The following is a 14,562-nucleotide window of genomic DNA, read 5'->3' on the forward strand; positions in this document are numbered from 1 at the left end:
CACCGGAGGCCTTTCATTCTTAAACCGCGTCCTTGGCGGCCTTGACCGGCCGTGCGCGGACGATCTTCCGGGCCGGCTTGGCCTTGAACATCATCTCTTCGCCGGTGAAGGGGTTGGTGCCCTTGCGCGCCTTGGTCGCAGGCTTCTTGACCACAACGAACTTGGCGAAGCCGGGGACGAGGAACACCCCGTTCTTCTTCAGCTCCTTGTGGCCGACATCGACGAGCGAGTCCAAAACGTTCTTGACGTCGCGCTTGGAGAGTTCGGTGGTGGTCGCGATCTTCTCGATCACTTGCGACTTCGACAGTTGGGTAGCCATGGTTGCTCCATTGATTCTGGAGTGGGCACGATATGGCGGAAAACGCCGAGAAAAACAGTGTTTTCTGCACTCCCCACAGCAATATCGCTGTGGACAGCCCCCGAATCAGGGGTTTTTCCAGTGTTTTCTCCAGTCAAGTCGCTTCCGACCCCTAAAATTACAGGGTTTGCGCGGCTTCGGGGCTCCCGAAACAACCCTTCGCGCGAATCACCCGGCGCATCTCGCGCCGCAGGCGTGCGACAATGCTGCGCACAAGTCGGGTTGCGATGCACATTGGCGCGCCACTTCAGGTTTCGGAAACGATCCTCCAAAAGGCCGAGGCATTAGAAAATGACTCGGGTTCGACTCGGGTTCCCATTCCATCGTAACATCGCAAACGGGCGCCACGGCCGATCGGCTGGCCACCCCGATGCAAGCCTTTATGTATGACTCCGGAGACCCCGCGTATGGATTTGTCCCGCCTTGAGATCAACCGCCGCACGGCCCTTCTGACCTCGGCCGCGATTGCGGCCAATGTCATCAATCCGATGCGGGCATTCGCGCAGGAAACCCCGCGCAAGGGCGGCGTGTTCAACGTCCATTACGGCGCTGAGCAGCGCCAGCTCAACCCGAGCATCCAGGCCTCTACCGGCGTCTACATCATTGGCGGCAAGATCCAGGAGAATCTGGTCGACCTCGACGCCCAGGGACAGCCGGTCGGCGTGCTCGCCGAGAGCTGGGAGGCGACGCCGGACGGCAAGACCGTCACCTTCAGGCTGCGCAAGGGCATCACCTGGCACGACGGCAAGCCGTTCACCTCGGAGGACGTCGCCTTCACCGCGATGAACATGTGGAAGAAGATCCTCAACTACGGATCGACGCTGCAGCTGTTCCTCACATCGGTCGATACGCCCGATCCGCAGACCGCGATCTTCCGCTACGAGCGGCCGATGCCGCTGAACCTGCTGCTGCGGGCCCTGCCCGACCTCGGCTACGTCTCCGCCAAGCATCTCTATGAGAGCGGCGACATCAGGCAGAACCCGACCAATCTGGCGCCGGTCGGCACCGGCCCGTTCAAGTTCGTCAAATACGAGCGCGGGCAATACATCATCGCCGACCGCAATCCGGATTACTGGCGGCCGAACGCGCCCTATCTCGACCGCATCGTCTGGAAGGTGATCACTGACCGCGCCGCCGCGGCCGCCCAGATGGAGGCCGGCGAATTGCACTACAGCCCGTTCTCGGGGCTGACGATCTCGGACATGGCGCGGCTCGGCAAGGACAAGCGCTTCATCGTCTCAACCAAGGGCAATGAAGGCAACGCCCGTACCAACACCATCGAGTTCAATTTCCGCCGCAAGGAACTATCTGATATCCGGGTCCGCCGCGCCATCGCGCACGCGATCAACGTGCCGTTCTTCATCGAGAATTTCTTGGGCGATTTCGCCAAGCTCGGCACCGGCCCGATCCCCTCGACCTCGACCGACTTCTATCCCGGGCCGAACACGCCGCAATATCCCTACGACAAGGCCAAGGCGATCGCGCTGCTCGACGAGGCCGGCTTCAAGGCCAATGGCGGCAACCGCTTCTCGCTGAAACTGCTGCCGGCACCGTGGGGCGAGGACATCTCGCTGTGGTCGACCTTCATCCAGCAGTCGCTGGGAGAAGTCGGCATTCAGGTCGACATCGTGCGCAACGACGGCGGCGGCTTCCTCAAGCAGGTCTATGACGACCACGCCTTCGATCTCGCGACCGGCTGGCATCAGTATCGCAACGACCCCGCGGTTTCGACCACGGTGTGGTACCGCTCCGGCCAACCCAAGGGGGCGCCGTGGACCAACCAGTGGGGCTGGGAGGATAAGACCGTCGACAAGACCATCGACGATGCCGCGACCGAGGTCGATCCGGTCAAGCGCAAGGCGCTCTATGCCGACTTCGTCAAGGAGGTGAACACCGAGCTGCCGGTCTGGATGCCGATCGAGCAGATCTTCGTCACCGTGATCACGGCAAAGGCGCGCAACCACTCCAATACACCGCGCTGGGGCTCGGCGAGCTGGCACGATCTTTGGCTTTCGGCCTGAGGCGGCGCGCCTTGCTGCTCCCTCGCCCCGCTCTTGCGGGGAGAGGGTCGGGGTGAGGGGCTTTCTCCGCGATATTGCTCTATCGATAGACCTGTACCCCCTCACCCGGATCGCATTTCGCTTTGCTGCATGCGATCCGACCTCTCCCCGCAAGCGCAGGGCTGTCCGGGGAATGATTCACTGTGTCGCGGTGCATGCTCGGCGAAACCGAGGCAAATCGGTCTTTTCTGGTTGTCGAGACACAGAAGGCCGAGCATGCGATTTCGCGATAGCATTTTTAGTAGGCTGCTTGAACCGATCAATCGGCGGCAGTTTCAGGCGGCTGTGGATCGTCTGGACGGGGATGCCTATGACAAGTCGTTCAAGAGCTGGGATCACCTGGTAGCGCTGATCTATGCGCAGTTGAGCGGGAACAACAGCCTGCGCGCCGTGGTGACCGGCTTCAACGCCAATCCTCAGCATCACTATCACCTGGGCACCGGCAGGTTGTCCCGCTCGACACTGTCGGATGCCAACAGCCGCCGCCCGTCCAGCATTTTTGCGCAAACCTTTGCACGATTGTCGGCGATGGCAAGCCGGCAGTTGCGGGGCGAAGGCACGGAGATGGTGCGCCTGATCGATGCCAGTCCGATCCCGCTTGGCAAAGTTTGCACCTGGGCGGCGTGGAACGGCCGCATCCGCGGCATGAAGCTGCACGTGGTCTACGATCCCAAGGGCGATATCCCGAAGTGCGTCGAGGTGACGGCTGCCAACGTCAACGATATCGAGATCGGTCGCCAGACTCCGATCCAGGCCGGCACAACCTATGTGTTCGACAAGGGATATTGCCGTTTCGACTGGTGGCATAAGATCAATGACAGCAAGGCTTTCTTCGTGACCCGGCCGAAGACGAGCATCCGGCTACGCGCGGTCAGGCATCGCACCATCCGCAACAGCAAGGGGGACGGCTTCAAGATCATCGTCGACGACGAGGTGAAGCTCACCAGTAAGGGCGACTCGCGTTTGCCGATACCGCTGCGGCGCATCAAGGTCAGGCGGGAGAACGGCGGCGTGATCACGCTTCTCACCAACGACACGACCCGAACGGCTGTCGAGATCGCCGCCCTCTACAAGAGCCGGTGGCAGATCGAACTGCTGTTCCGCTGGATCAAGCAACACCTCGACATTCGCAAGTTCCTCGGCACCAATGACAATGCAATCCGCCTGCAAGTCCTTGCTGCGATGATTGCCTACCTACTGTTGCGCATTGCCGCGCGGTCCCACTGCATCAAAATGCTGCCGCTCAGGCTCGCCGAACTCGTCAGCCAGTTCCTGTTCACCCGGCGAGCCTTCGCCAGCATCGAAAAGCCTCCGCCAATCAACCCTGGCCGTCGCAAATCCACAACGTCCCTCGACCAGATGGAACTCTGCTATGGTTGAACTTCCCCGGACAGCCCTGCCGCAAGCGGGGCGAGGTGACCGAGAGGCCAGTGTCCACTTCGTTCGAAAACGTTATAGATAACCGATGCGCATCCTGAGCCTTGCGGGGCGGCGGCTCGCCGCCTCGATCCCGACCCTGTTCCTGATCCTGATCGGCGTGTTCCTGCTGCTGCAGCTCGCGCCGGGCGACACCGTCGATGCGCTGATGGCGCAGATGGGCGGCGGCGATGCCGCGACCGCGCAACAGCTGCGCAAGTTCTACGGGCTCGACCTCTCGGTTCCGGCGCAACTCGGCAACTATCTGTGGCACCTGGTGCGGCTCGATCTCGGCTTCTCCTCGATCTACGGCAAGCCGGTGGCGACCGTGATCCTGGAACGGCTGCCGCCTACCATCCTCTTGATGACCGCGTCGCTGTCATTCGCGTTCTTCTTCGGCCTCGTGTTCGGCGTGATCGCCGCGCGCGGCGTCAACCGCTGGCCGGACACCTTGATCTCGACGCTCGGCCTGATCTTCTACGCCACGCCCTCGTTCTGGTTCGGGCTGATGGCGATCGTGGTGTTCTCGGTCTATCTGCAATGGCTGCCGCCGGGCGGCTTCGAGGACATCGGCACCGTGCAGAGGGGGATCTGGCACGTGCTCGATGTCGCCGCGCATTTAGTGCTGCCGACGCTGACGCTCGGGCTGATCTTCCTTGCGATCTATTTGCGCATCATGCGCGCCTCGATGCTGGAGGTCTTGAACCTCGATTTCGTCCGCACCGCCCGCGCCAAGGGGCTGGACGAGACCCACGTCATCACCCGCCATGTGCTGCGCAACGCGCTGCTGCCGATGGTGACGCTGATCGGCTTGCAGGCCGGCACCATGCTCGGCGGCTCGGTCGTGGTCGAGAGCGTGTTCTCCCTGCCCGGCCTCGGCCGCCTCGCCTATGAATCCGTGGTGCAGCGCGACCTCAACACCCTGCTCGGCATCGTGTTCGTGTCCGCGCTCCTTGTGATTGTCGTGAACTTCGTCGTCGACCTGCTCTACGCGCGGCTCGATCCGCGCATCGCGGCGGAGGGCTGACGATGGACGCGGTGAAACGCTACTTCCGCAGCCCGGCCGCGGTGATCGGCCTGATCCTGCTGCTGCTGGTGATCGCGATGGCGATCAGCGCGAGTTTCCTTTATCCGCGCGATCCGCTCGCGCTGGCGGGCCGGCCGCTGGTCTGGCCGTTCACCAATCCGCGCTTCCTGCTCGGCACCGACAATTCCGGCCGCGACATCGCCGCCCAGATCTTCTACGGCGCGCGCATCTCGCTCCTGATCGGCGGCGTCGCCACCGTGATCGCGATCCTGATCGGCATCCTGGTCGGCGCCTTCGCCGGCTATTACGGCGGCTGGGTCGACAATGTGCTGATGCGGATCACCGAGGCATTCCAGACCCTGCCGAACTTCGTGCTGCTGCTGGTGCTGGTCGCGGTGTTCGGCTCGACGCTGACCACGGTGACCATCGCGGTCGGCGTGGTGTCGTGGCCGGCGCCGGCGCGGCTGACCCGCGCCGAGTTCCTGTCGCTGCGCAACCGCGAATTCGTCCAGGCCGGCAAGACGCTCGGCATGAAGGACCTCCAGCTGATCCTCGGCGAGATCCTGCCCAATGCGCTGCCGCCGGTGATCGTCTATGCCAGTGTGGTGATGGCGGTCGCGATCCTCCTGGAAAGTGCGCTGGCGTTCCTGAGGCTGTCCGACCCCAACGTCGCCTCCTGGGGCAATCTGATCGGGCTCGGCCGCGACGTGCTCCGGGTGCAATGGTACGTCTCGGCGATCCCCGGCATTGCGATCCTCGTCACCGTGCTCGCGGTGTCGCTGGTCGGCCAGGGCCTCAACGATGCGCTCAATCCGAGGCTGAAGAGCCGATGAGCGACACCGTTCTTTCGCTCGAAGGGTTGACCGTGCGCCTGCCCAAAGGCGCCGACCGGCCGCACGCGCTGTCCGACGTTTCCCTGTCGATCGCCTCCAACGAGATCCTCTGCGTGGTCGGCGAGTCCGGCTCCGGCAAGTCGATGATGGCGAACGCGATCATGCGGCTGTTGCCGAACGAGGTGACCATCGAACGGGGCCGGATGCTGTTCGACGGCCGCGACCTCTGCGCCGCCGATCAGGCGGAGATGCGCGAGGTACGCGGCGCCGGCATCGCGATGATCTTCCAGGAGCCGATGACGGCGCTCAATCCGCTGCGCACCATCGGTGACCAGATCGGCGAGATGTTTGCAATCCACACCGGCCTGTCGAAGGCCGAGATCAATGCGCGGGTAGAGGCATTGCTCGAGGATGTCCGCATCCCCGACCCCAGGGCTGCCGCGAAGGCCTATCCGCACGAGCTCTCCGGCGGCCAGCGCCAGCGCGCCATGATCGCGATGTCGCTCGCGCTCGACCCGAAGCTGTTGATCGCCGACGAGCCGACCACCGCGCTCGACGTCACGACGCAGGCGCAGATCCTGAAGCTGATCCGCGATCTGCAGCAGCGCAGGAAGACGGCGGTGCTGTTCATCACCCATGATTTCGGCGTGGTCGTCGAGATCGCCGACCGCGTCGTGGTGATGCAGCACGGCGCGATCGTCGAGCAAGGCACGGCCGACAAGGTGCTGAACGACCCACAGCATGCCTACACCAAACAACTGATCGCGGCGGTTCCGCCGTTGACGGCACCGCCGCCGCGCATCCTTTCCGGCAAGGACATCCTGACCATCGATGGCGTCTCCAAGACCTACCGCACCGGCGGCTTCCTCGGCCGCGGCGCGCGGATCACAGAGGCAGTCAAGAACGTCTCGCTGCGGCTGCCGCGCGGCGCGACGCTCGGCATCGTCGGCGAATCCGGTTCGGGCAAATCGACGCTCGCGCGCTGCATTGTCCGGTTGATCGATCCCGACAGCGGATCGATCGTGCTCGACGGCAAGGACTGGGCGAAGCTCGGCCGCGACGCCATCAGGCACGAGACCCGCCACATCCAGATGGTGTTCCAGGATCCGTTCGCCTCGCTCAACCCGCGCCGCAAGGCGGCCGAGCTGGTGGCGCAGGGACCGATCGTGCACGGCACCGACCGCGCCACGGCAATCGCGGAAGCGCGAAAACTGTTCGAGCTGGTTGGGCTCGATCCGTCCGCCGGCGATCGCTTCCCGCATGAATTCTCCGGCGGCCAGCGGCAGCGCATCGGGCTCGCACGAGCCCTGGCGCTGAAGCCGGACGTCTTGGTCGCTGACGAGCCGGTCTCCGCGCTCGACGTCTCGGTGCAGGCGCAAGTCTTGAAGCTGCTCGCCGGGCTACGCCAGCAGCTTGGCCTCTCCATCATCTTCATCACCCACGATCTGCGAGTTGCCGCCCAGATCTGCGACCTCGTCGCGGTGATGAAGGACGGCGCCGTGGTCGAGCAAGGACTGACCGCCGAGGTGTTCGGCAGGCCGCAGCATCCCTACACGCAGGCGCTGCTGTCGGCGATCCCCGGCGGCGACTTCACGCGAAAGCGCGATGCCTTGATCGCCTGATCGAGCCATCGCGCGTGGTGCGTCGTTGGTCCGCGCTCACCGTGAGCGGCGCGACGCGAGCAAATGCTCCGCCCAGCGCAACAACTCGAAGCGATCGCCCTTGACCAGCTCCTGTGCATCGCGGCGCCTGTAGAGCACCAGCATCCAGGGCGCGAGCTTGCGCAGCAGTCCGTGCGCCATGTACTGCACCGGCTCGGTGAACGGCAGCGCCAGCTCGCTTTCCGGCACGCCCTGGACCGCCCTCGCCAATTCGCGGCCGAGCGGGATCGTCAGCGCGACGGCGCGGCCGTTGCAGCCGGTCCAGCCGTAGGCGTTCGGTCCGAGGCGATGCATGCGCGGCAGGAAATCCGCCGTCATCCCGACATAACCGTTCCAGACATAGTCGAAGGAGACGTCGCCGATCTGCGGCCACAAGCGTTGCAACCGCTCGGTCACCCGCGCCTTCAGCCGCCCGGTCTTGTCGCCCGGGCCGAGCACGGCACCGCCGGTGACGAGACGATTGCGGGCATCGTAACGCGCGAAATACAGCTCGCCATGGGTGTCCGACATCGCCTGCCGGCCGGGGATGATGGTCTTGCGGACATTGTCCGACAGCGGCTGCGTCGCCATCTGCCACGACAGCACCGGCATCACCTCGGTCGCAATCTCAGGCACCAGCGATTTCGCGAATTCGCCGCTATAGGCATTGGTCGCGACCACCAGCGCGCGGCCGGAGATTTCGCCCTTCTCGGTCTTCACCACCCAGCGATCGCCGCGGCGCTCGAAGCTCAGCGCGGGCGAACGGGCATAGATCCGCGCGCCGAGGCCGAGCACGGTGCGCGCCAGGCCTCGCGCCAGCGCCAGCGGATTGACGTGGCCGCCGGTCCTGTTCCAGAAGCCGCCGTACCAGGCATCCGAGCCGAGCATGTCCCTCGTCTGGTCGCGCGACAGCAATTCGACCGGCGCGCCGAATTTCGACCATTGCTGTACCCGCCGCTCTGCGATCCTGATCCGGCCCGGCGAATGCACCGGCTGCACCCAGCCGGCCTGCTCCTGCTCGGCCTCGATGTTGTAGCGTTTGACGACGTCGAACAGCATGGCCGCGCTGTCGCGCAGCATCGCAACGAAGCGCTCGCCGGCCGCGCCGTGCCGGGCGATGATGTCATCGGGATCAGGGCGCGACAGCGTCGGGATCACCTGGCCGTTGTTGCGGCCGGAGGCGCCCCAGCCCGGCTCGGCGGCCTCGACGATCGCGACGTCGACATTGGCCTCGCGCAGATGCAGCGCGGTGGACAAGCCGGTGAAGCCGCCGCCGATGATGACGACGTCGGCCTGCTGCGCACCGGTCAATTCGGGGCAATCGGGGCCGGGTGGCGTCACTGCTGCCCAGAGCGAAGCGGGCCAGCGCACGGCATTGCTGCTCATCATGATCCTTTCTTGCGGGCGTCCGGTCATTCTGGTTAGCTTTAAAGCATGATCCGGAAAAGTGCGTAGCGGTTTTCCGAAGAGATCATGCTCAAGCAAAGCCCCCATTCCAGCCGGGAAGACAACAAGTGGCACTCAAGAACGTCATCGGAATCGATCATGCCGTGGTCATGGTGAAGGACCTCGACAAGGCCGCCGAGAATTACAGGCGGCTCGGCTTCACCGTGTCGCCGCGCGGCACCCATAGCGCGCATATGGGATCGGGCAACTACACCATCATGTTCGACCCCGACTACATGGAATTGCTCGGCGTGCTGACGCCAACTGAACACAATGCGCCGGCGCGCGCCTTCCTGGAAAAGCGCGGCGAGGGCATCGAACGCATCGCGTTCACCGCGGTGGATTCGACAGCCGGTGCCGAGGAGATCCGCGCACGCGGCTATGCGCCGATCGGGCCGACCGATTTCGAGCGCCCGGTGACGCTGCCTGACGGCACGGTCTCCGCGGCGAAATTCCGCACCTTCCAATGGCCGACCGCGGAAGCGCCCGGCGGCGTCCGCATCTTCGCCTGCCAGCACAAGACCCGCGAGACGGTGTGGATTCCCGAACTGATGACACACGCCAACGGGGCAAAACGTCTCAAGCAGGCGCTGATCGTCTCGCCGGATCCCGCGACCGATGCTGCGCATCTCTCCCGGATGATCGATATCGCCGCGAGGCACGATCCCGACGGTGCGGTTGCGGTGCCGTCCGGCGGAGATCGCGCCGACTTCGTGTTCCTGACCAGGGATCAGCTCGGCAAGCGTTATCCCGGCGTATCGCTGGATGGCCTGTCCGATCGCGGCGGCGCCGGTCTCGTGATCGCGGCCGACCTCGCCGCAACCGAGAAGGCGCTGGGCGCGACCGGCGTCAAGAGCGGCAGCGGCATCACCGTGCCGCCGGCCGCTGCGAACGGCACCCTGCTCGCCTTCGTCAAGGCATAACGGCCATACCATGCGCGGCGCGGCGCTATGCAGCGGCGCCGCGCACGGGGGGCTAGGCAGGCCAAGTCCAGACGCTACTATCTCTCCCAAACAAGAACCGTCCCAGGGAGAGAAACATGTCGCATCACCTGATCTCGCGCCGGCAGATGCTGGCCGGCACCGCAGCCGCCGGCGCGGTTGGATTGACCGGATTTCCGGCCCGCGCCGAGCTCAACTGGAAGAAGTATTCCGGGACGACGCTGGAGGTGATCCTCGCCAAGGGGCCGCGCGGCGACAATCTGCAGAAGTACATCAAGGAATTCACCGAGCTCACCGGCATCAAGGTCGAATCTGAGCAGATTCCCGAGCAGCAGCAGCGCCAGAAATGCGTGATCGAGCTGTCCTCGGGCAAGCCGAGCTTCGACGTCGTGCACCTCAGCTATCACGTGCAGAAGCGGCAATTCGAGAAGGCGGGCTGGCTCGCCGACATGTCGGGCTTTCTCAAGGACCCGAGCCTGACGCCGCCCGACCTCGTCGAGAGCGATTTCTCGGCCGCCGGCCTGCAATATGCGCGCAACGACAAGGGCCAGATGCTGTCGCTACCGTGGTCGGTCGACTATTTCATCCTCTACTACAACAAGGAGTTGTTCCAGAAGAAGGGCGTCGAGGTCCCGAAGACGCTGGACGAAATGGCGGTCGCCGCCGAGAAGCTGACCGATCCGAAGGAAGGCATCTACGGCTTTGTCGGCCGCGGCCTGCGCAACGCCAACATGGCGATGTGGACCAACTTCTATCTCAACTATGGCGGCGAATTCCTCGATGCCAAGGGCAACATCCTGACCGACGGCCCCGAGGCCATCGAAGCCACCAAGCTCTATCAGCGGCTGCTGACGAAATGCGCGCCGCCCGGCGTCGCCGGCTTCAACTGGATGGAATCGATGGCCTCCTTCACGCAAGGCCGCGCGGCGATGTGGATCGACGCCGACGGCTGGGCGCCGCCGCTGGAGGACCCCGCCGCCTCGCGCGTCGTCGGCAAGGTCGGCTACACGCTGGTGCCCGCCGGACCCAAGGGCAAATTCTCGTCGACCTATGGCGACGGCGTCGGCATTCCCGCGGCGAACAAGAACAAGGAAGCCGCCTACCTGCTCTGCCAATGGGTGGTCTCGCGGGGACAGGGCGCCCGCCTGCTGCAGGCCGGCGGCGGCGTGCCGTTCCGCAACTCCATCGTCGACGACCCCGAGGTCGCCAAGGGCGTGAAGACCAAGGAATGGCTGCAATCGGTGGTCGATTCAGCCAAGATCTCGAAGCTCGGCCTGCCAGTCATCGTCCCGGTCGCCGAATTCCGCGACATCGTCGGTGCGGCGCTGACTGCGACGCTGTCGGGCGGCGATCCCGCCACCGAGCTGAAAAAGGCGCACGAGCAATTCCGCCCCATCCTGGAGCGTAGTGAAAAAGCGTGAGCGTGGTGACACAGGCTGAGCCGGCGGCAGCCGGCAAAGCGTTTTCAAGCGAAGTGGGTACCGGTTCGCGTGAAGAAAACGCGTCAAAACGAGCCTCCAGAGTCGGAGGCTCTGGGGACGCCGCGCCGGCGCGGGAATGGCGTCCGCCGTCCTACTGGCCGTTCGTGATCCCGGCGCTTGTCGTGGTGCTGGCGGTGATCGTCTTTCCGTGGGTGTTCACGATCTGGATGAGCATGCAGGAATGGAAGGTCGGCTCGCCGACCGTCTTCGTCGGGCTCGCCAACTATCTGCGGCTGCCGACCGATCCGCGTTTCGTCGAGGCGGTCGGGCACACGCTGTCCTACACCGCGCTGTCGGTGGTGCTGCCGCTGGTGTTCGGCACGCTGGCGGCGGTGGCGTTTCATCAGAAATTCACCGCGCGCGGCTTCCTCCGCGGCATCTTCATCATGCCGATGATGGCCACTCCCGTCGCGATCGCGCTGGTGTGGACCATGATGTTCCACCCGCAACTTGGCGTCCTGAACTATCTGCTGTCACTTGTCGGCCTGCCGCCGCAGCTCTGGGTGTTCAACCCGACGACGGTGATCCCGTCGCTGGTGCTGGTCGAGACCTGGCAATGGACGCCGCTGGTGATGCTGATCGTGCTCGGCGGCCTCGCCGCGATCCCGACCGAACCCTATGAGAGCGCGCAGATCGACGGCGCCAATTTCTGGCAGGTGTTCCGCTTCATCACGCTTCCCCTGATCATGCCGTTCCTGTTCATCGCCGGCATGATCCGCATGATCGACGCGGTGAAAAGCTTCGACATCATCTTCGCGATCACGCAAGGCGGGCCGGGCTCGGCGTCGGAAACCATCAACGTCTATCTCTACAGCGTCGCCTTCGTCTATTACGACCTCGGCTATGGCTCGGCGATCGCGGTGGTGTTCTTCCTCCTGATCGTGGCGCTGGCGGCGCTGTTGCTCTACCTGCGCAAGCGCCTGCTGTGGACCTCGGAGCTCGGGGGCGAGGCATGAACCCGCGTCAGATTTTGGGACGGATCGGGCTGTGGCTGTCGGTGTTCGTCATCGTCTCGCCGGCGATCCTGTTCTTCCTCTGGATGGCCTCGCTGTCGCTGAAATTCGAGATCGACAACGCCTCCTATCCGCCGGTGTTCATCCCGGAGCATTTCGCCTGGAAGAACTATGCCGACGTGTTCGCCTCGAACCGCTTCCTGACCTATTTCAGCAACAGCCTTGTTGTCACCGGTTGCGCCACGGGACTCGCGATGCTGGTCGGCGTGCCCGCCGGCTACGGCATTGCGCGGATGGCCGCGCACAAATCGGCGATCGTGATCCTGATCGCGCGCATCACGCCCGGCCTGTCATATCTGATCCCGCTGTTCCTGCTGTTCCAATGGCTCGGCCTGCTCGGCACGCTGGTGCCGCAGATCATCATCCACCTTGTGGTGACGGTGCCGATCGTGATCTGGATCATGATCGGCTATTTCGAGACCACGCCGCTGGAGCTGGAGGAAGCCGCGCTGATCGACGGCGCCACGCGCTGGCAGGTGTTCCGCCATGTCGCGCTGCCGATCGCCAAGCCGGGGCTTGCGGTCGCCTTCATCCTCGCGGTGATCTTCTCCTGGAACAACTTCGTGTTCGGCATCGTGCTGGCCGGGCGCGAGACGCGCACGCTGCCGGTCGCGGTCTACAACATGATCTCGTTCGACCAGCTGAGCTGGGGCCCGCTCGCTGCCGCCGCGCTGATCGTGACCGCGCCGGTGCTGCTGCTCACCGTGATGGCGCAGCGGCAGATCGTGGCGGGGCTGACGGCGGGCGCGGTGAAAGGCGGCTAGAGCGTGTACCCATACGCCCGCCGAATGACGCCCGCATTGCCGTCAGAAGCGGACAGGAGAGGCGCGGTCGATCATGTCGGCTAAGGGCCAAGGCGGACAAGGCAAAGTCAAGCCGCATGAAATGAGAGCGCCGTGTAACGGGGCATTCAGACATTGAATTGTTCAGCGCCAGCGTGGTGAAAGGGCTTTTGCAAGGTCAGCAACTCGACAGCGGCAGCCTCCTCTTGCAATCGCCGTTCGATGAACTGGCGTTCAGTATCGGACAGTATGGTTTTGAGCAATCGCCGATATCGTTCAATGTTGGTGCGATGGGCGCTCAGCCGGACTACGTCCTTTTCCATGCGGTACTCCTCACAGAAGGGGAAGGACTATGACAACGGATCAGGCAACAACACGTGGCGGCTGATCCGGCCGCACGATGCGAATGCTTCGTGCCGCGTTCACATTGGCCGGCTTAGCCTGACCTATCCAGTATTCGGCGATCAGGCATTCCCACTCTTCTGCCTCTTTGACCCAAAAGGACTCGTCTTCATTTTCAAATTGAGCGCGCTGACGGCAGAAAGACGCCATGGCACGGCAATATGCTAGCATGTCCATTTCGACCCCCTGTTTTCTAGAAACAATGGGACGCTAGGCAAGCGATGTGCCAGTTTCACTACAATCTCGTGACTTTCAATTGAGTGAAAGAAAAATGCAGCGACGACAAGCATTTATTGAATGATATTGGCGCCTGTGGGACGTCGCGGCCAGGCCGCACAGACGCAGCATTGATCGAAGTCAATTACGGGACGCCGAAAGCCGAACATAATATTTAAATGAAGATCACAGACGTCGCGTGCCCACAATGCTTGTCGATCTACGAAGTCGCTGAGTCTGAATCTCTGCTTGGTACCCCGGGGCACGTCGAGTGCAAGGCGTGTGGTCAAACTTTGGCAGCTTGGCAAGACCGAAAGCTGAGGGCCTATCGCTTGGTTTTGTCGCCAGAATACAAATATCGATCCGTCTTAGTGCCGCCCTCTCCAATGACTTCAATGAGCGGAGCCACGCACTAGCGCAGCGTTCAGCCCTAGGGTTTCAAAGAGACGTTCTGATGCGCTATGAGCGGCGGCTTTGTCGCTGTTGGACTCGCGCTCCGGGGGCAGTTGCTGAGCCGCCCGTCCGGTTAGCGCGCGACCCAGAGGACCACTAGCCCAATCGCGCCGATTGCAAGACCGACCCAAACAGCGGTTCGATCTTCAGAAGCCCAGATATTTGCTTTCTGTGGCCTTTTCATAAGTTACCTTGGGAGCAGGACACCCATTCCGACGATCCCACGTCGAAGGTCCTGCTTAGTTCGGCGAGGATTGACCAACCGAAATTCAAGGTCTTGCTTGTCAGCAATTGTCCGGGTCAAGGCCCGTCAAGATCGCGTAGCCTTGCTCTTGCAATGCCCCAATCATATGACAGTTCTATGAAATCGAGCGCAAGAAGCAGTCCCTATTGAGCTGTAGGTTGCGATGTGCTGACCCGGCCATAGCAATCCGAGATGGATCGGTGTCGCGTCCATGTCCGCCTCGGGTCACAAGGCGATATCCCGGACGTCG

General features: G+C 63.4%; 13 protein-coding genes. 9 read left to right on the forward strand and 4 right to left on the reverse strand.

Features of this window, described 5'->3' with window-relative positions; translation table 11 throughout:
* Positions 1-19: 19 nt before the first annotated feature.
* Positions 20-319 carry an HU family DNA-binding protein gene (locus ACVW1C_RS08390; protein WP_016843119.1) on the reverse strand — a complete coding sequence of 100 codons (300 nt, stop codon included), beginning with the start codon at positions 317-319 and terminating at the stop codon, positions 20-22.
* A 446-nt stretch (positions 320-765) separates the two neighbouring features.
* Between ACVW1C_RS08390 and ACVW1C_RS08395 the strand changes: the two genes are divergently transcribed.
* The 5 genes from ACVW1C_RS08395 to ACVW1C_RS08415 all read left to right on the forward strand — a co-directional run bounded on the left by ACVW1C_RS08395 (position 766) and on the right by ACVW1C_RS08415 (position 7,316).
* Positions 766-2,379 carry an ABC transporter substrate-binding protein gene (locus ACVW1C_RS08395; RefSeq protein WP_456758014.1) on the forward strand — a complete coding sequence of 538 codons (1,614 nt, stop codon included), beginning with the start codon at positions 766-768 and terminating at the stop codon, positions 2,377-2,379.
* A 255-nt stretch (positions 2,380-2,634) separates the two neighbouring features.
* The gene (locus tag ACVW1C_RS08400; protein ID WP_456757919.1) at positions 2,635-3,798 is read left to right on the forward strand and encodes an IS4 family transposase; all 1,164 of its coding nucleotides are present in this window, start codon (positions 2,635-2,637) and stop codon (positions 3,796-3,798) included.
* Positions 3,799-3,883: 85 nt separating this feature from the next.
* A complete protein-coding gene (locus ACVW1C_RS08405) occupies positions 3,884-4,861 on the forward strand; it encodes an ABC transporter permease (protein ID WP_456758015.1) in 978 nt (325 codons plus the stop codon).
* 2 nt (positions 4,862-4,863) lie between these two features.
* Positions 4,864-5,694, forward strand: coding sequence for an ABC transporter permease (locus ACVW1C_RS08410; protein WP_456758016.1), 831 nt, complete (start codon positions 4,864-4,866; stop codon positions 5,692-5,694).
* Entirely contained in the window at positions 5,691-7,316 is a 1,626-nt protein-coding gene (locus ACVW1C_RS08415) for an ABC transporter ATP-binding protein (protein ID WP_456758017.1), read from the forward strand. The genes ACVW1C_RS08410 and ACVW1C_RS08415 overlap by 4 nt, the downstream gene beginning before the upstream one ends.
* Before the next feature lie 36 nt (positions 7,317-7,352).
* Here ACVW1C_RS08415 and ACVW1C_RS08420 read toward each other — a convergent pair whose 3' ends face one another.
* Positions 7,353-8,720 carry an NAD(P)/FAD-dependent oxidoreductase gene (locus tag ACVW1C_RS08420; protein ID WP_456763021.1) on the reverse strand — a complete coding sequence of 456 codons (1,368 nt, stop codon included), beginning with the start codon at positions 8,718-8,720 and terminating at the stop codon, positions 7,353-7,355.
* 128 nt (positions 8,721-8,848) lie between these two features.
* Between ACVW1C_RS08420 and ACVW1C_RS08425 the strand changes: the two genes are divergently transcribed.
* The 4 genes from ACVW1C_RS08425 (at position 8,849) to ACVW1C_RS08440 (ending at position 12,979) form a co-directional block, all read left to right on the forward strand.
* Positions 8,849-9,703: a VOC family protein gene (locus tag ACVW1C_RS08425; protein WP_456758018.1), complete on the forward strand. Its 855-nt coding sequence runs from the start codon at positions 8,849-8,851 to the stop codon at positions 9,701-9,703.
* A 116-nt stretch (positions 9,704-9,819) separates the two neighbouring features.
* On the forward strand, positions 9,820-11,142 hold the full coding sequence (locus tag ACVW1C_RS08430; protein WP_456758019.1) for an ABC transporter substrate-binding protein: 1,323 nt from the start codon (positions 9,820-9,822) through the stop codon (positions 11,140-11,142).
* 164 nt (positions 11,143-11,306) lie between these two features.
* Positions 11,307-12,158, forward strand: a complete 852-nt coding sequence (locus tag ACVW1C_RS08435; RefSeq protein WP_456758020.1) for a carbohydrate ABC transporter permease — start codon at positions 11,307-11,309, stop codon at positions 12,156-12,158.
* Positions 12,155-12,979: a carbohydrate ABC transporter permease gene (locus tag ACVW1C_RS08440; protein ID WP_456758021.1), complete on the forward strand. Its 825-nt coding sequence runs from the start codon at positions 12,155-12,157 to the stop codon at positions 12,977-12,979. Before ACVW1C_RS08435 ends, ACVW1C_RS08440 begins: the two co-directional genes overlap by 4 nt.
* Positions 12,980-13,125: 146 nt before the next feature.
* Here the strand turns inward: ACVW1C_RS08440 and ACVW1C_RS08445 are convergent, their stop codons facing one another.
* On the reverse strand, positions 13,126-13,320 hold the full coding sequence (locus ACVW1C_RS08445) for a hypothetical protein (protein ID WP_456758022.1): 195 nt from the start codon (positions 13,318-13,320) through the stop codon (positions 13,126-13,128).
* Between the two features lie 40 nt (positions 13,321-13,360).
* Positions 13,361-13,576 (reverse strand): hypothetical protein, encoded by a 216-nt coding sequence (locus ACVW1C_RS08450; RefSeq protein WP_456758023.1) that lies wholly within the window; start codon positions 13,574-13,576, stop codon positions 13,361-13,363.
* Between the last annotated feature and the right edge of the window lie 986 nt (positions 13,577-14,562).

It is taken from the genome of Bradyrhizobium sp. USDA 4011 (assembly GCF_054063415.1).